Source organism: Streptomyces sp. AB3(2024), from assembly GCF_041862025.1.
Lineage (GTDB): Bacteria > Actinomycetota > Actinomycetes > Streptomycetales > Streptomycetaceae > Streptomyces.
The window spans coordinates 20,552-35,803 of record NZ_JBGWAB010000079.1 but is presented as its reverse complement, the minus strand read 5'-3'; the positions used below and the strand labels follow the sequence as shown (position 1 = coordinate 35,803).

Genomic DNA, 15,252 nt, shown 5'->3' with positions numbered 1-15,252 from the left:
GTGGCGGCCGCCGCCGTCGGCCTCGCCGGCGGCCCGCACCCGCTCGGCCCGCACCCCGGCACGCACGGCTCGGCCGGCTGGCCCGGCCCGGAACAGGCCCTGGACCGGCTGCTGGTGGCCGGGGAACTGGCCCGGCTGCCGTCGGCGCAGCGGCACGTGCTGTGGCTGGCGTTCTACGCCGACCTCAGCCAGAGCCAGATCGCCGCCCGCACCGGGCTCCCGCTGGGCACCGTCAAGAGCCACATGCGGCGGGCGCTGCGCGTCCTGCGGCAGGCGCTGGACCCCGACCGGCCCCCTGCCCCGGTCCCGGCCCGGCTGCCAGCGCCGCGATGACGGCGACGCCCGAACGCAGCCCGAACAGCCGCTCGGTGCGCGGCTGCGGATGCGGCCCGTCCCAGCCGGGCCCGGCCAGCAGCAGCGCCGACTGACCGCGCGCCCCGGGCGGCCCCCACGCGATGCCGGCCACCGAACGGGCCAGGGCCCGGTCCGCCGTCGCTCGGGACTGCGACCAGAGCACGGCCGCACAGGGCCCCGTACGCCGTACCGCGTCCCGCAGCGCCTCGGCGGGCAGGGCCGGGCCGAACATCCGTACCGGCACGCCCAGTTCCCCGAGCGCGGCGGCCAGTGCCTCGATCGGCAGGCTGTGCAGTTCCCCGGGCGCGCAGGCGAGGAGCACCGGGGGCGCGTGCGACCGCTCGGGGGCGGGACGCACCCGGTGCAGGGCCGCGGAGACGTGCCAGGACAGCAGGTGCTCCACCTCGACGTACCGCTCCCCCGCCGAGGCCCATTTGCGGCCCACGGCGTGCAGGGTCGGCGCGATGATCTCCTCCCACGCGGTGACCGGGCCGTGTTCCGCGACGGCGGCCTCCAGCAGGTCCGCCACCGCCGGCGCGTCCAGGCGTACGGCGGCCCGCGCGAGCCCCCTGGCCTCCGGCCGCACCTCCCCGAGGGGGAGGGCCCCGGGCCCGCCCGGCGTCACGGCCGCCGCCCCCTCCCCCGCGCGGGTGGCGGGTGCTTCGCCGAGCGCGGCCCGCGCCGCCTCGGACGGGGGCACGCCCCGAGCGGTGAGCCGGCACATCTCGTCGAGGCGGGCGATGTCCTCGGGGGTCCAGCGGCGGTGCCGGCCGTCCTCGCGGCGGGCCGGGCCGATGGCGTAGCGGCGTTCCCAGGAGCGCAGGGTGGTCGGCGAAACCCCCAGGCGGCGGGCGACGGCGCCCGTGCTCAGGGCGGGTTCGGGGGGCGGCGGCACGGGGGCCGGCACGGGGTCCACCCGGCTCACGATACGGTGCCGGGCCGCCCCTGGCGGAAGCGGCCGAGGCCGTCGGCGAGGTCCACGACGGGGTCCGGGTAGTCGAAGCGGGCCCGTTCCAGGCCGGGCAGCCGCCAGGGCTCGTGGACGCGGGGCGCGGGCAGGCCGGCGAGTTCGGGCACCCAGCGGTGGACGTAGCGGCCCTCGGGGTCGTAGCGCAGGCCCTGGCGGACGGGGTTGAGGACCCGGTTGGGGCGGGTGTCGGTGCCGGTGCCGGCCACCCACTGCCAGTTGAGCTGGTTGTTGGCCACGTCCCCGTCGACGAGGAGGTCCATGAAGTGGCGGGCGCCGGTGCGCCAGTCCACGTAGAGGGTCTTGGCGAGGAAGCTGGCGGCCAGCAGGCGGCCCCGGTTGTGCATCCAGCCCTCGTGGCACAGCTGGCGCATGGCCGCGTCGACGACGGGGTAGCCGGTGCGGCCGTCCTTCCAGGCCTGGAGCTCCTCCTCGGCGTCGGGGCCGGTGCGCCAGCGGTCCTGGCGGGCCCGGTAGTCCTCGGCCGCGGTCTCGGGGCGGGCGGCGAGGACCTGGTGGTGGAAGTCGCGCCAGCACAGCTGGCGGACGAAGGCCTCGGCTCCGGGGCCGCCGGCGGCGCGGGCGCGGTGGACGGCCTCGGTGGGCGAGAGGGTGCCGAAGTGCAGGTGCGGGGAGAGCTTCGAGGTGGCGTCGCCGGCGAGGTCGTCGTGGGTGTCCTCGTAGCGGGTGATGCCCGAGCGCAGCCAGTTGGTCAGCAGCCGGCGGGCCTCGGTCTCGCCGCCGCGGGCGAGGCCCGGGGAGGTGCCGGTGACGGCGGAGCGGCGGGGCAGCGGCTCGGAGCCGAGGTCTTCGGGGACCCGTACGGTGCGGGGCGCGGGCTCCGCCGGCCTGAGGGGCAGTTCCGTCCAGCGGCGCAGGTAGGGCGTGAAGACGGCGAAGTGGTCGGCTCCGGAGCCGGAGGGCAGCACCGCCCCCGGGGCCACCGCGGTGACCACGGTGTCGTGGACGTAGAGCCGTCGGCCCTGGGCTTCGAGGGCCTCGCGCAGGCGTTCCTCGCGGGCGTGGGCGTAGCCGCTGACCCCGGCGGCCATGTGCACCTCGTCGGCGTCTGCCTCCTGGACCAGGGCGCAGACCTCGGCGACGACGTCCCCGGAGCGCAGTAGGAGGCGGCCTCCTCTGTCGCGCAGGGCGGCGTCGAGGTCGGCGAGGCAGTCGGCGAGGAAGGCGAGCCGGTTGGGCGCGGCGAAGGCGGAGTCCTCGATGGCGCGGTCGCGGACGAAGAGCGGGACGACCCGGTCGCCGCAGGAGAGGGCGGCCCGCAGGGGTGGATGGTCGTGCAGGCGCAGGTCGGACGTGTACAGGACCACGGCGGTGTTCATGCTCTCGGCTCCGCGTCAGGGCTGTGGGCATCGGTTGTCGGGGGTTCTTCGGCGCGGGGGCCCGTTCCGGATGCGGGGGCGGGGGGTGGAGCGGACCCGGGAGCGGGGGACGGCGCGGGCCCGGATCCCGATGCGGCCCGTTCGGCGGCGCCGGCGATGTTGCGGGCCATGCCGCCGAAGACGACGGCGTGGAAGGGGGACACGCTCCACCAGTACAGGTGTCCGAGCAGCCCGTGCGGGTGGAACAGGGCCCGCTGCCGGTACAGGGCGCGCGGCGGGGCGGGGTCCGTGGAGGGGCCGGGGTCCGCGGAAGGGCTGGAGGCGCGGGGGTCGGCGTACAGCTCCAGCCAGGCCAGCCCCGGCAGGCGCATCTCGGCGCGCAGGCGCAGCAGACGGCCCGCTTCGATCTCCTCGACCCGCCAGAAGTCGAGGGAGTCGCCCACCCGCAGCCGGGCGGCGTCGCGGCGCCCGCGCCGGATGCCGACTCCTCCGACGAGCCGGTCCAGCCAGCCCCGTACGGCCCAGGCCAGGGGGAAGGAGTACCAGCCGTTCTCCCCGCCGATGCCCTCCACCACCCGCCACAGCGCGTCCGGCGGGGCGTCGACGGGCAGTTCCCGCTCGTCGGTGTAGAGGCTGCCGCCCGCCCAGTCGGGGTCGGTGGGCAGCGGGTCGCTGGGCGCGCCGGGCAGGGAGGCGGAGGACCAGCGGGTGGTGACCTTGGCCTCGCGCACCCGTTGGAGGGCCAGCGCGAGGGCCCGGTCGAAGCCGATCGGGGAGCCGGGCGGGTCGGGGACGTACGCGGCGATGTCGTGCTCGTCGCAGACCACCTCGTGGCGCAGGGATTCGGCGAGCGGCCGGGCGAGCGAGCGCGGGACGGGGGTGACGAGGCCGATCCAGTGGCTGGAGAGCCGCGGCGTGAGCATGGGGACGCGCACGATGAGCCGTCGGGGCAGCCGCGCCACGGCGGCGTAGCGGCGCATCATCTCCTCGTACGTGACCACGTCCGGTCCGCCGATGTCGAAGGAGCGGCTGACCTCGGGGGGCATGGCGGCGCTGCCGACGAGGTAGCGCAGGACGTCGCGGACGGCGATGGGCTGGATGCGGGTGCCGACCCAGCTGGGGGTGACCATGACGGGCAGCCGCTCGGTGAGGTAGCGCAGCATCTCGAAGGAGGCGGAGCCCGAGCCGATGATGACGGCGGCGCGCAGGACGGTGGTGGGCACCCCGGAGGCGAGGAGGATCTCACCGACCTCGGCGCGCGAGCGCAGGTGCGGGGAGAGCGCTTCGCGGGGGACGTCCGCGGGGACGAGGCCGCCGAGGTAGACGATCCGGCGGACTCCGGCCGCGCGGGCCTCTTCGGCGAAGATCCGGGCGGCGGCGCGGTCGCGGTCCTCGAAGCCGTGGCCGGTGCCGAGGGCGTGGACGAGGTAGTAGGCGACGTCGATGCCGCGCAGGGCCGCCGCCAGCGAGGCGGGGTCGGTGACGTCCCCGCGCACCACTTCGGCGCGGCCGACCCAGGGGTGGTCGCGCAGCCGCTCCGGGGAACGGGCCAGGCAGCGGACGCGGTGTCCGGTGTCGAGGAGTTCGGGCACCAGGCGGCCGCCGATGTAGCCGGTGGCCCCGGTGACCAGGCAGTGCGGGCCTGTCATGGGCTGTCTCCGCTCGTCGTTCCCCCGCCTTCGGCCGCCCCCGGGCCCCTGACGGGCCCGTAGGGGATTCGGGCGGACCGGCGCTTTCGGATGCGGCGGGGCCCGGCCCCGGCGGGGCCCTCCCGGACGGTGACGCCTCACGGTGAGGCGTCGGTGACGCTTCGGCGTTCCGGGGGCGGCGTGTACGGGACCCAGCCTGCCTTCCCCCGTACGGTTTCGCCCCACGACACATCCGACACCCCCTCCGGCTCCGAAGTGAGCGTGAAGGAGGGAGCGAGATGACCGAGCGAGGACGACCGCGCACGGCCGTGATCGGCGGGGGCGTGTCCGGGCTGACGGCGGCGTACGTGCTGGCCAGGAGCCATGCGGTGACCCTGTACGAGGCCGACGACCGGCTGGGCGGGCATGCCCACACCCATCCGGTGAAGGGCCCCGACGGCCTGGTCCGGGGTGTCGATTCCGGTTTCATCGTCCACAACGACCGCACCTACCCGCACCTGCTGCGGCTCTTCGGCGAGCTGGGAGTGGCCACCCGTCCCACGACCATGAGCCTGTCGGTGCACTGCGAGGGCTGTGGGCTGGAGTACGCGGGGGCGCGCGGGCCGAGGGGGTTGTTCGCCCGGCCCGGGAGCGCGCTGCGGCCCGCCTACCTGCGGATGCTGGCCCAGGTGCCGGTCTTCCACCGGCGGGCCCGGCGGCTGCTGGCCACGCCGCCCGGGGCCGGACCGGAGCCGACGCTGGGCGAGTTCCTGGAACGGGGCGGCTTCGGAGCGTACTTCACCGGGCACTTCGCGATCCCGCTGGTGGCCTCGGTGTGGTCCTGCCCGCCGGGCGGGGCGCTCGCGCATCCGGCCCGCTACCTGTTCCGGTTCCTCTCCCACCACGGCATGCTGTCGGTCGGCGGCTCGCCGCGCTGGCGTACGGTCGAGGGCGGTTCGGCGCGGTACGTGGAGCGGGTCCGCGAGGCGCTGGGTCCGGGCGCGGTCCGCAGCGGCGTCCGGGTGCGGTCCCTGGCCCGCACCCCGGGCGGGGTCTGGCTCACCACCGCCGACGGGGCGTCGGCCGCGTACGACTCGGTGGTGGTCGCCGTCCACGCCGACCAGGCGCTGCGCATGCTGGCCGATCCCACCGAGGCCGAGCTGGCGGTGCTCGGGGCCTTCCGCTACTCCCGCAACCGCACGGTGCTGCACACCGACGACTCCGTGCTGCCGCGCGCGGCGGGGGCGCGGGGCTGCTGGAACTACCGGCTGTCCGGCTGTCGGCCGGCCGGGGAGGCTCCGGTGCAGGTCAGCTACGACATGGACCGGCTCCAGGGGCTGGCGGCCCCGGAACCGTACGTGGTCACGCTGAACGCCGGGACCGGGCGGGTGCGGCCGGAGCGGGTGGTGGCGGAGATGGACTACGAACACCCGCTGTACACGCCGGATTCGGTGGCGGCGCAGCGGCGGCTGCCCGAGCTGTCGGGGCCGGTGACGGCCTTCGCGGGGGCGTACCACGGCTGGGGTTTCCACGAGGACGGCTGCCGTTCGGGCGTGGCGGCCGCCGCCGCGCTGGGGGTGGAGTGGTGACGGGCGGGCCGCGCGCGCCCCGGGCGGCGGGCGGCGCGCTGTACGAGGCCGACGTCCGGCACGTGCGCACCGGCGGGCACCGCTACGCCCTGCGCCACCGCACCTTCCTGTGGCTCGTGGACCTGGACGCGCTGCCCGTGCTGCCCCCGCCGCTGCGGGCGCTGGCCCGGTTCGACGCGCGGGACCACTTCGGCGGCGGCCTCCCCTCGATCCGGGCCGGCCTGGACGGCTTCCTCGCGGCGCGCGGGGCGGCTCTGCCGCCGGGGTCGAGGGTGCTGATGCTGGCGCACGCCCGGGTGTTCGGGTACGTCTTCAACCCGCTCTCGGTGTACTGGTGCCACGGCCCGGACGGGGCGCTGCGGCAGATCGTCGCCGAGGTGCACAACACGTACGGGGAGCGGCACTGCTACCTCCTGGGCCCGGAGGCCGCCCAGGAGGCCCGCGTCCCCAAGGAGTTCCACGTCTCCCCCTTCCTGGAGGTGGACGGGGACTACCGGATGCGACTGCCCGAGCCGGGCGAACGCCTCGACCTGACCGTCCGGCTGGCGGGCGGGGCCGACGGCGCCCGGCTGACGGCGACCGTGCGCGGCCGGCGCCGCCGCGCGGGTGCGCGCGGCCTGCTGCGCGCCCTGGTGCGCCGTCCCTGGCCCACGGCCGCGGTGGCGGTGGGCATCCGTTTCCACGGCGTCCGGCTGTGGCTGCGCGGGCTGCCCGTGCTGCCGCGGCCCCGCCACGTACCCCAGGAGGGTGTGAAGTGACGCTGACGACGCTTCCGGAGGTGCCGCCGTGTTCCCGGACGAGGGCGGCCGTGGGCCGGATGATCATCCGCCGGGCGCTGGACCGGCTCCCGCTCCAGGTGAAGATGGGGCCCGAGGGACTTCTGGGGCAGGGGGGTCCGGCGATGGCGGTCCACGACCCGGCCGCCTTCGAACGCCGGATCACCGCCGAGGGGCTGATCGGGTTCGGCGAGTCGTACGTCGCCGGGGAGTGGGACGCCCGCGATCCCGTCGCGGTGCTGACCGTCCTGGCCGGGCACGTCTCCGCGCTGGTCCCGGCTCCGCTCCAGCGGCTGCGGGGGCTGTGGGCCGCCCGGCAGCCGGTGGAGCGGCGCAACACGCGGGCCGGTTCCCGCACCAACATCGAGTGGCACTACGACCTGTCCAACGACCTGTTCGCCCAGTTCCTCGACCCGACGATGACGTACTCCTCGGCGGTGTTCCGCGCCCTGCCCGCCACGGCGGCCGAGCTCCCCGCCGCCCAGCACCGGAAGATCGACATGCTGCTGGACCTGGCCGGTGTGGGCCCGGACACCCGGCTGCTGGAGATCGGCACGGGCTGGGGCGAACTCGCGCTCCGGGCGGCCCGGCGCGGGGCCCGCGTGGTGACCCTGACGCTCTCGGGGGAGCAGCGGGAGCTCGCGCTGCGGCGGATCGCGGCGGCGGGTGTCGCGGACCGGGTGGAGGTGCGGCTGTGCGACTACCGCGACGCGCACGGCTGGTACGACGCCATCGTCAGCGTGGAGATGATCGAGGCGGTCGGCGTCGAGTACTGGCCGGTGTACTTCCGTGCGCTGGACCGCCTGCTGGAGCCGGGTGGTCGGGTGGCGCTCCAGGCGATCACCATGCCGCACGAGCGGATGCTGGCCACGAAGGACACGTACACCTGGATCCAGAAGTACATCTTCCCCGGCGGGATGCTGCCCTCGGTGCGGGCGGTGGAGGAAATGGCGCGGGCGCACACCGGGCTGCGGGTCGTACGGTGCGAGGGTTACGGGGCCCACTACGCGCAGACCCTGCGGCTGTGGCGGGAACGGTTCGCGGAGCGCTCCGAGCGGGTGGCGGAACTCGGCTTCGACGAGCGCTTCCGGCGGATGTGGACCTTCTACCTCGCCTACTGCGAGGCCGGGTTCGCCTCCGGGTACCTGGACGTCCACCAGTTCCTGCTCACGGGCGGGGAAGGCGGCGGACGGTGAACTGGGGTCCCTTCGGGGTCAACCTGGCCGTGGCGGCGGGCGCGGCCCTGGGCGTCATGCTGCTCGCGTTCGCGGTGGGGGTGCTGGGGGGCGTCCACCGGGTCGTGGACGTGGCGTGGGGCCTGGGCTTCGCCGCCGTCGCGGTGGCCACGTACGGGATGTCGGGCGGGGGCGGCGGGCGCGGACTGCTGCTGACGGCGCTCACGGTGGTGTGGGGGCTGCGGCTGGCCGGGCACATCGCGTGGCGGGGGCGGGGGCGCGGGGAGGACCCCCGGTACGAGCGGATGCTGGCGCGGGCCCCGGGGAACCGGAACCTCTACGCCCTGCGGATGGTGTACCTGTTGCAGGCGGCGCTGGTGTGGCTGGTGTCGCTGCCGGTGCAGGCGGGTGCGTACGTCGAGGGCGGGGCGGGCGGCCCGGGCCTGCCGGCCGGCCTCGCGGTGGCGGGGAGCGTGCTGTGGCTCTGCGGGATCGCCTTCGAGGCGGTGGGCGACCACCAGCTGGCCCGGTTCACCGCGGATCCCGCGAACCGGGGCCGGATCATGGACCGGGGGCTGTGGTCGTGGACCCGGCATCCGAACTACTTCGGCGACTTCTGCGTCTGGTGGGGTCTCTTCCTGATCGCGTGCGGGTCGGCGCAGGCGGCCGCGGTGTCCCTCGTGTCCCCGCTGGTGATGTCGTACCTGCTGATCGCGGGAAGCGGGAAGCGGCTGCTGGAGCGTCACATGGCCGACCGGCCGGGCTACGCCGCGTACCGGGCCCGCACGAGCGGGTTCCTGCCGTGGCCGCCGAAGCGGGGGTGACGTCCGGGATCACGGTCGCGCCGGAAAGGGGTGATCCCGGGCCATTGGTACAGTCCTGCCATGGCGGTGGACGAACTCGACACCCTGATCCTGCGCCTGCTGATCGAGCAGCCGCGCACCAGCGTCCGCGAGTACGCCCGGATCCTCGGGGTGGCCCGCGGCACCCTCCAGGCCCGGCTGGACCGGCTGGAGCGGACCGGGGTGATCACCGGAACCGGCCCCGCGCTCTCGCCCGCCGCACTGGGCCACCCCGTCCTGGCCTTCGTGCACATCGAGGTCACCCAGGGGCACCTGGACGAGGTCGGCGACGCGCTCGCCGCCGTCCCGGAGATCATCGAGGCGTTCTCGATCACCGGTGGCGGGGACCTGCTGACCCGCGTGGCGGCCCGGGACAACGCCCATCTGGAGGACGTGATCCAGCGGCTGATCCGGCTGCCGGGGGTGGTCCGCACCCGTACCGAGGTGGCCCTGCGCGAGCGGGTGGCCCACCGGCTGCTGCCGCTGGTGGAGTCCGTGGGCCGGGAGGCGGCGGGACGAGCGGCCCGCAAACTCTGACAAGATGGCCTGGACAGGTACGCGACGGACAGTACGGGCGGAACGGATGATCTCCGTCATATTCGATCTCGATGGCACCCTCGTGGACAGCGAGCCGAACTACTACGAGTCGGGCCGCCTCACCCTGGAGCGTCACGGGGTCCCCGATTTCACCTGGGAGCAGCACGCCCGCTTCATCGGTATCGGCACCCTGGAGACACTGGAGATCCTCAAGGGACGCCACGGGCTCGACGCCCCGGTGGAGCAGCTGCTCGCGGAGCAGAACGCCGCCTACCTGGAGCTGGCCCGTGCCCGTACCGAGACCTTCCCGGAGATGCGGAGGTTCGTGGAGCTGCTGCACGCGCGGGGCGTACCGATGGCGGTGGCCTCCGGCTCCTCGCGCGAGGCGATCGACGCGGTACTGGCGGGCACCGGGCTGGACTCACTGCTGACCACGGTGGTCTCGGCCGAGGAGGTCGCGCGGGGCAAGCCCGCTCCGGACGTGTTCCAGGAGGCGGCCCGCCGGCTCGGCGCCGCGCCGGCCGACTGCGTGGTCGTGGAGGACGCGGCGCCGGGCGCCCTGGCCGCGCACGCCGCCGGCATGGACTGCCTGGCGATCCCCTACGTTCCGGACACCGCCGCCGATCCGGCCTTCGCCGGCGCGGGCCTGCTCTTCGCGGGCGGGCAGCGGGAGTTCAGCGCGGAGAAGGCCCACGCGTGGCTGCTCTCCCGCACGTCCGCCTGAGCCCCTCCCCCGCCCTCCCGGACCCCGGCTCCGGGGTCGAAAAACGGCCTGAACTGCCCCAGGGAACTGCCCCCTCGGCCCGCCCGCCGCTCCTACGCTCGGGCCCTCGGCGGCGGGAGAGCACGCCGCCCGGACCAGGAGAGGGCTCGATGGAAATGAACCGGAACAAACTGGCGGCCGGCGGCGCCGCGGTCGTGATGGCGGCGGGGATCGCGATGACCTCGGTCGGCACGGCGAACGCGGCTCCGGGCGGTGCGCGCATCACCTCCGTGGAGCAGCTGCACCAGAACCTCGCGCGGGCGGTGGAGCGGGAGCAGGCCCTCGGACTCCAGGGCACCCTCGGCGACCCCGTCGGGCGTGAGGTCCTGGCGTCGAGCGACGCCGTCGACGGCTGACGGGACGGGTGAGCACCGTGGGAAGCGACCAGAGGGCGACGGCACCGGCGACGGCACCGGCGACCTGGTGCCCGAGCGGCGAGGCCCGGGCCCCCGAGTCCGTGGTCCTCGGCGTGCGTTCGGCGGCCGACGGCCAGGTGGTCTACCTCGCCGATCCGGTCCCGGCGTCCGAGGTGCTCGGCACCCTTCCCGAGGGGATCGAGCCGACCCGGGTCCTGCGCTTCGCCTCGCACTGCGTCTCCGCCTGCGCCAACCGGCGGGGCGACGACTGCTCCCTGGTGGAGCGGGTACTGACCCTGCCCTCGGCCACGACGGACACCCGTGTGGTCCCGCGGTGCCACCTGCGTACGCGGTGCCAGTGGTGGCAGCAGTCCGGGGTGGCCGCCTGCCACCGCTGCCCGGCCGTCACCACGGCCACCTTCCGGGAGGACGAACTCGCCACCCTGGTGGCGGACCCGTCCACGACACCGGAGCAACTGGCCGCCTGGATAGCGGATTCCGCCTGACCTCCGGCGCACCCGGAACGGCACGGCGGCGCACCGCGCGTGACCCGATGTGACGCCCCCGTGCGGCGGCGACGTTCCCCCGCCGCCGCACGGGGGCTTCGCGCGTCACGCCCCGTTCCGGCATCGGAGACGGGGCGTCCAGATGGCGAGACACCATTGACCCGTCGTCGGCCGGGTGGCTACGTTCTGCCGCATGTTGCGTTCAGCCCTCCTCACCACGCGCGGTCACATCGACCTGTTGCGGGTGGCCTCCGCCGCGTGTCGTCGCGGCCGCTGACGCCCTTTCACCCCCCTTCCGCGTCACGAGCGCCCCGCGCTCGGCCGCCGCGCACCCCGGACTTCCCCGCCGCACCGGTCCCGTAGCCCTGCCCGGCCCTGCCCGGCTCAGCCCTGCCCGGCCCTGCCCGGCCCAGCCCTGCCCGGCCCAGCCCTGCCCTGCCCGACCCAGTCCGCCGCACCGGCGGGCGGCCGGGGACGGGCGCCCGGGCCGGGGGGTGCGCGCGCCTCCCCCGACACTCCCCTTCCGTGGAGCCCCGATGAGCATCGGCCATGCGCCGCCCGACATGTCCCCCGTAGCGGGATCCCTTCCGGACGAGCCGTCCCCCGCCGGGGACAGCGCCGCCACCTCCCCCGCGCTCGTCCCCGTCACCCCGTCCTCGGCGCGCCGCAGGTCCGTGCCCCGCTGGGCGCGCCGGACCGCCGGACCGCTGCTCCTGCTCGCGCTGTGGCAGCTGGCCGGCACCTTCGGGGTGCTGCCCGCCGACGCCCTCGCCCCGCCGGCGAGGATCGCCGCCGCCGGCGCCGGCCTGATCGGGGACGGGACCCTGCCGGCCGCGATGGGGATCTCCCTGCAGCGCGTGGCGATCGGGCTGCTGATCGGCGGGACGGCGGGCACGGCGCTCGCCCTGCTGTCCGGGCTGTCGCGGCTCGGCGAGGACCTGATCGACGCGAGCGTGCAGATGCTGCGCACCGTCCCCTGGGTCGGTCTCATCCCGCTGTTCATCATCTGGATGGGCATCGGCGAGGCCCCCAAGGTCGCGCTGATCGCACTGGGCACCGCCTTCCACCTCTACCTCAACGTGTACGCGGGGATCCGCGGCGTGGACGAGCAACTCATCGAGGCGGGCGGGTCCCTGGGGCTCGGCCGGTGGGGACTGGTCCGGCACGTGGTGCTGCCGGGCGCGCTGCCCGGGTTCATGACCGGGCTGCGCTACTCGCTCGCCACGGCCTGGCTGGCCCTCGTCTTCGGGGAGTCCATCAACGCCGACGCCGGCATCGGGTTCCTGATGAACCAGGCGCGCGAGTTCTTCCGTACCGACGTGATCGTCGTCTGCCTCGTCGTCTACGCCTTCCTCGGCCTCACCGCCGACCTCGTCGTCCGCGCTCTCGAAAGGCTGCTTCTGCAATGGCGACCGACCTTCACGGGACAGTGATCCCGCGGACCGCCGTGAGCGTGCGGGCCCTGACCCGCTCCTTTGACGGGCGGGCCGTCATCGACGGGCTCGATCTGACCCTGCGGGTTGCGGAGTTCACGGTACTGCTGGGGCGCAGCGGCTGCGGGAAGTCGACCCTGCTGCGGATCCTGGCCGGCCTGGACCGGGAGATCGAGGGCGAGGTACTGGTGCCGCAGCGGCGGGCGGTGGCCTTCCAGGCGCCCCGGCTGATGCCGTGGAAGCGGGTCTGGCGCAACGTACTGCTCGGGCTGCCGGGCCGGCCCGAACGGGAGCGGGCCGAAAGGGCCTTGGCCGAGGTGGGTCTGGAGCACCTGGTCGACGCCTGGCCCAAGACCCTGTCGGGCGGCGAGGCGCAGCGGGCCTCGCTGGCCCGCGCCCTGGTGCGCGAGCCCGATCTGCTGCTGCTGGACGAGCCGTTCGGCGCGCTGGACGCGCTGACCCGCATCAAGGCACAGCGGCTGGTGGCCGAACTGTGGCAGCGGCGCGGCTGCGCGGTGCTGCTGGTCACGCACGACGTGGACGAGGCCGTGCTGCTGGCCGACCGGGTACTGGTGATGGACGAGGGCCGGATCGCCTGTGACGTCCGGGTCTCGCTGGACCGGCCGCGTTCGGCCGGTGATCCGGGGTGCGCGGACCTGCGGGCCCGGCTGCTCACCGAACTCGGCGTCGGCTGACCGCCGCACCCGCCCCTCCCCTCTCCTCCCCTCCTCCACCACTGGCACCCTCCCCCGCCCACCCTGCGCATGCCCGCGCACCACAGACCGAAGAGAACCGACATGAGACGCGCCTCCCTGTCCCTGCCCCTGCCCCTGCCCCTGTCCCTGCTCGCCGCCCTGGTCCCGCTGTCGCTGGTCCTGACCGCCTGCGGCGGCAGCTCCGCCGCGGACAGCGGCGCGGCCCTCGCCGACGGCGTGGCCGGGGGCGGAGCGAAGGTCACCCTCAACGTCGGCGACCAGAAGGGCGGCGCCGAGTCCCTGCTGCGGGCGGCCGGCGAACTGGAGCACGTGGACTACACCATCAAGTGGTCCACCTTCACCTCCGGCCCGCCGCTGCTGGAGGCGGTCAACGCCAAGGCCGTCGACATCGGCGGGGTGGGCAACACCCCGCCGGTCTTCGCCGCCGCCGCCAAGTCGAAGATCGCCGTGGTGGGCGCCACCCACGGCTCCTCGGCGGGCGAGGCCGTGCTCGTACCGAAGGACTCCCCCCTCCAGAGCCCGGCCGACCTGCGTGGCAAGAAGATCGCTGTGGCGCAGGGCAGTTCGGCGCACTTCCAGCTGATCTCCGCCCTCCAGAAGGCCGGCCTGGCGCCCTCCGACGTGCAGATCACCCTGCTCCAGCCGGCGGACGCGCTCGCCGCCTTCAACAGCGGCAAGGTGGACGCGTGGGCGGTCTGGGACCCGTACACCTCCCAGGTTCTGCGCACCGGGGCGCGGGTGCTCACCACCGGCGAGGGCGTCGTCAACGGCCTCGGCTTCCAGGTCGCGGCTCCGGCGGCGCTGGAGGACCCGTCCAAGAGCAAGGCCGTCGCGGACTACCTCCAGCGGCTCCAGCGCGCCCAGGACTGGGTGTTCAAGCATCCGCAGGAGTGGGCGAAGGTGTGGGCGAAGGAGACGGGCCTGCCGTACGAGGTCGCCTTCGACGCCGTCAAGCGCAGCAGCGGCACCCGGGTCACGGTCGCCGTGGACGACGCGGCCGTGGCCTCCGAGCAGAAGATCGCCGACACCTTCACCGAGCTCAGGCTGATCCCCGGCAAGGTCGTCTTCAAGGACTTCGTCGACACCCGGTTCAACCGTGACCTGCCGCCTTCCACCACCGAGCCGCGCACGTACGGAAAGGACACCTGATGACCGTCCGCCTGCACTGGTTCCTGCCGACCGGCGGGGACGGACGCACCCTGGTCGACCGGCACGCGTACGCCCACAACAAGGACGCGGCCGGGGTGCGCGCCCCGGATGTCGAGTACCTCGCCCAGATCGCCAAGGCGGCCGAGCGGCTCGGCTTCGAGGCGGTGCTGACCCCGACCGGGACCTGGTGCGAGGACGCCTGGCTGACCACGGTGGCCCTCGCGCAGCACACCGAGCGGCTGAAGTTCCTGGTCGCCTTCCGGCCGGGGGTGATCTCGCCGACGCTCGCCGCGCAGATGGCGGCGACGTACCAGCGGATCACGCGGGGGCGGCTGCTGCTGAACGTGGTGACGGGCGGGGACTCGTCCGAGCAGCGGCGGTTCGGGGACCACCTCGACCACGACCGCCGCTACGAGCGCACCGCCGAGTTCCTGTCGGTCGTCCGGGGGGTCTGGGGCGGGCTGCCGTACGACTTCCACGGCGAGCACTACCGGATCGACGGCGGGCTCACGGCACTGCCGCCCGACCCGCTCCCGGAGATCTTCTTCGGCGGGTCCTCGGCGGCGGCCGGGCCCGTCGCCGCCGAGCACGCCGATGTGTACCTGACATGGGGCGAACCGCCGCAGCAGGTGAAGGAGAAGATCGACTGGATTCGTTCGCTGGCCGAGGAGCGGGGGCGCACGGTGCGGTTCGGCATCCGGCTGCACACCATTTCGCGGGATTCCGCGAAGGAGGCGTGGGGGGCGGCCGACCGGCTGCTGGGGGACCTGTCCGACGAGGACATCGCCACCGCGCAGTCGCTGCTGGGCGTGAGCGAGTCGGTCGGGCAGCAGCGGATGCTGGCCCTGCACGGCGGCTCGCGGGACGGTCTGGAGATCTCACCCAACCTGTGGGCGGGCGTCGGCCTGGTCCGGGGCGGCGCGGGTACGGCCCTCGTGGGCAGCCACGGGGACGTGGCCGACCGGATCGAGGAGTACCACGCGCTCGGGATCGAGCACTTCGTCCTGTCGGGGTACCCGCACCTGGAAGAGGCGTACCGGTTCGGCGAGGGGGTCGCTCCGGAACTGTCGGCGCGGGGCCTGCTGGCGGGCGGGGAAGAGCGGGGGGCCGCCCCGAGTTAG

Annotated in this window: 17 protein-coding genes; 14 read left to right on the top strand and 3 right to left on the bottom strand. The window is 75.0% G+C overall.

Features of this window, described 5'->3' with window-relative positions:
* The coding region (locus ACEPPI_RS26445; protein ID WP_373917756.1) for an RNA polymerase sigma factor at positions 1–333 on the top strand (333 nt) is incomplete at its 5' end.
* Here ACEPPI_RS26445 and ACEPPI_RS26440 read toward each other — a convergent pair.
* Genes ACEPPI_RS26440 through ACEPPI_RS26430 form a run of 3 tightly spaced genes read right to left on the bottom strand, consistent with a single transcriptional unit; the run spans position 233 to position 4,310 of the window.
* Entirely contained in the window at positions 233–1,270 is a 1,038-nt protein-coding gene (locus ACEPPI_RS26440; RefSeq protein WP_373917755.1) for a MerR family transcriptional regulator, read from the bottom strand. The genes ACEPPI_RS26445 and ACEPPI_RS26440 overlap by 101 nt on opposite strands.
* Before the next feature lie 5 nt (positions 1,271–1,275).
* A complete protein-coding gene (locus ACEPPI_RS26435) occupies positions 1,276–2,661 on the bottom strand; it encodes a deoxyribodipyrimidine photo-lyase (protein WP_373917754.1) in 1,386 nt (461 codons plus the stop codon).
* Positions 2,658–4,310 carry an SDR family oxidoreductase gene (locus tag ACEPPI_RS26430; RefSeq protein ID WP_373917753.1) on the bottom strand — a complete coding sequence of 551 codons (1,653 nt, stop codon included), beginning with the start codon at positions 4,308–4,310 and terminating at the stop codon, positions 2,658–2,660. Before ACEPPI_RS26430 ends, ACEPPI_RS26435 begins: the two co-directional genes overlap by 4 nt.
* Before the next feature lie 278 nt (positions 4,311–4,588).
* Between ACEPPI_RS26430 and ACEPPI_RS26425 the strand changes: the two genes are divergently transcribed.
* The 13 genes from ACEPPI_RS26425 (at position 4,589) to ACEPPI_RS26365 (ending at position 15,252) form a co-directional block, all read left to right on the top strand.
* The gene (locus ACEPPI_RS26425; RefSeq protein WP_373917752.1) at positions 4,589–5,878 is read left to right on the top strand and encodes an NAD(P)/FAD-dependent oxidoreductase; all 1,290 of its coding nucleotides are present in this window, start codon (positions 4,589–4,591) and stop codon (positions 5,876–5,878) included.
* Positions 5,875–6,636 carry a DUF1365 domain-containing protein gene (locus ACEPPI_RS26420; RefSeq protein WP_373917751.1) on the top strand — a complete coding sequence of 254 codons (762 nt, stop codon included), beginning with the start codon at positions 5,875–5,877 and terminating at the stop codon, positions 6,634–6,636. Before ACEPPI_RS26425 ends, ACEPPI_RS26420 begins: the two co-directional genes overlap by 4 nt.
* Positions 6,573–7,850, top strand: coding sequence for a class I SAM-dependent methyltransferase (locus ACEPPI_RS26415; RefSeq protein ID WP_373917750.1), 1,278 nt, complete (start codon positions 6,573–6,575; stop codon positions 7,848–7,850). Before ACEPPI_RS26420 ends, ACEPPI_RS26415 begins: the two co-directional genes overlap by 64 nt.
* Before the next feature lie 56 nt (positions 7,851–7,906).
* Entirely contained in the window at positions 7,907–8,653 is a 747-nt protein-coding gene (locus ACEPPI_RS26410) for a DUF1295 domain-containing protein (RefSeq protein WP_373917758.1), read from the top strand.
* Between the two features lie 60 nt (positions 8,654–8,713).
* Entirely contained in the window at positions 8,714–9,208 is a 495-nt protein-coding gene (locus tag ACEPPI_RS26405) for an Lrp/AsnC family transcriptional regulator (protein ID WP_373917749.1), read from the top strand.
* Between the two features lie 46 nt (positions 9,209–9,254).
* On the top strand, positions 9,255–9,932 hold the full coding sequence (locus ACEPPI_RS26400) for an HAD family hydrolase (protein WP_373917748.1): 678 nt from the start codon (positions 9,255–9,257) through the stop codon (positions 9,930–9,932).
* Positions 9,933–10,081: 149 nt separating this feature from the next.
* Complete coding sequence (locus ACEPPI_RS26395) at positions 10,082–10,327, top strand: hypothetical protein (protein ID WP_373917747.1); 246 nt, start codon at positions 10,082–10,084, stop codon at positions 10,325–10,327.
* A gap of 17 nt (positions 10,328–10,344) precedes the next feature.
* The gene (locus ACEPPI_RS26390; protein ID WP_373917746.1) at positions 10,345–10,833 is read left to right on the top strand and encodes a hypothetical protein; all 489 of its coding nucleotides are present in this window, start codon (positions 10,345–10,347) and stop codon (positions 10,831–10,833) included.
* A gap of 193 nt (positions 10,834–11,026) precedes the next feature.
* A complete protein-coding gene (locus ACEPPI_RS26385) occupies positions 11,027–11,110 on the top strand; it encodes a putative leader peptide (RefSeq protein ID WP_313884353.1) in 84 nt (27 codons plus the stop codon).
* A 259-nt stretch (positions 11,111–11,369) separates the two neighbouring features.
* Entirely contained in the window at positions 11,370–12,266 is an 897-nt protein-coding gene (locus tag ACEPPI_RS26380; protein WP_373917745.1) for an ABC transporter permease, read from the top strand.
* A complete protein-coding gene (locus ACEPPI_RS26375) occupies positions 12,239–12,961 on the top strand; it encodes an ABC transporter ATP-binding protein (RefSeq protein ID WP_373917744.1) in 723 nt (240 codons plus the stop codon). Before ACEPPI_RS26380 ends, ACEPPI_RS26375 begins: the two co-directional genes overlap by 28 nt.
* A gap of 102 nt (positions 12,962–13,063) precedes the next feature.
* The gene (locus ACEPPI_RS26370) at positions 13,064–14,131 is read left to right on the top strand and encodes an ABC transporter substrate-binding protein (RefSeq protein WP_373917743.1); all 1,068 of its coding nucleotides are present in this window, start codon (positions 13,064–13,066) and stop codon (positions 14,129–14,131) included.
* The gene (locus tag ACEPPI_RS26365; protein WP_373917742.1) at positions 14,131–15,252 is read left to right on the top strand and encodes an LLM class flavin-dependent oxidoreductase; all 1,122 of its coding nucleotides are present in this window, start codon (positions 14,131–14,133) and stop codon (positions 15,250–15,252) included. Before ACEPPI_RS26370 ends, ACEPPI_RS26365 begins: the two co-directional genes overlap by 1 nt.

Excerpts from the sequence above, each read along its gene's own strand:
- ACEPPI_RS26435 (WP_373917754.1), bottom strand. The coding sequence starts at position 2,661 with ATGAACACCGCCGTGGTCCTGTACACGTCCGACCTGCGCCTGCACGAC.
- ACEPPI_RS26430 (WP_373917753.1), bottom strand. The coding sequence starts at position 4,310 with ATGACAGGCCCGCACTGCCTGGTCACCGGGGCCACCGGCTACATCGGC.
- ACEPPI_RS26425 (WP_373917752.1), top strand. The coding sequence starts at position 4,589 with ATGACCGAGCGAGGACGACCGCGCACGGCCGTGATCGGCGGGGGCGTG.
- ACEPPI_RS26410 (WP_373917758.1), top strand. The coding sequence starts at position 7,907 with ATGCTGCTCGCGTTCGCGGTGGGGGTGCTGGGGGGCGTCCACCGGGTC.
- ACEPPI_RS26405 (WP_373917749.1), top strand. The coding sequence starts at position 8,714 with ATGGCGGTGGACGAACTCGACACCCTGATCCTGCGCCTGCTGATCGAG.
- ACEPPI_RS26400 (WP_373917748.1), top strand. The coding sequence starts at position 9,255 with ATGATCTCCGTCATATTCGATCTCGATGGCACCCTCGTGGACAGCGAG.
- ACEPPI_RS26395 (WP_373917747.1), top strand. The coding sequence starts at position 10,082 with ATGGAAATGAACCGGAACAAACTGGCGGCCGGCGGCGCCGCGGTCGTG.
- ACEPPI_RS26385 (WP_313884353.1), top strand. The coding sequence starts at position 11,027 with ATGTTGCGTTCAGCCCTCCTCACCACGCGCGGTCACATCGACCTGTTG.
- ACEPPI_RS26380 (WP_373917745.1), top strand. The coding sequence starts at position 11,370 with ATGAGCATCGGCCATGCGCCGCCCGACATGTCCCCCGTAGCGGGATCC.
- ACEPPI_RS26375 (WP_373917744.1), top strand. The coding sequence starts at position 12,239 with ATGGCGACCGACCTTCACGGGACAGTGATCCCGCGGACCGCCGTGAGC.
- ACEPPI_RS26370 (WP_373917743.1), top strand. The coding sequence starts at position 13,064 with ATGAGACGCGCCTCCCTGTCCCTGCCCCTGCCCCTGCCCCTGTCCCTG.
- ACEPPI_RS26365 (WP_373917742.1), top strand. The coding sequence starts at position 14,131 with ATGACCGTCCGCCTGCACTGGTTCCTGCCGACCGGCGGGGACGGACGC.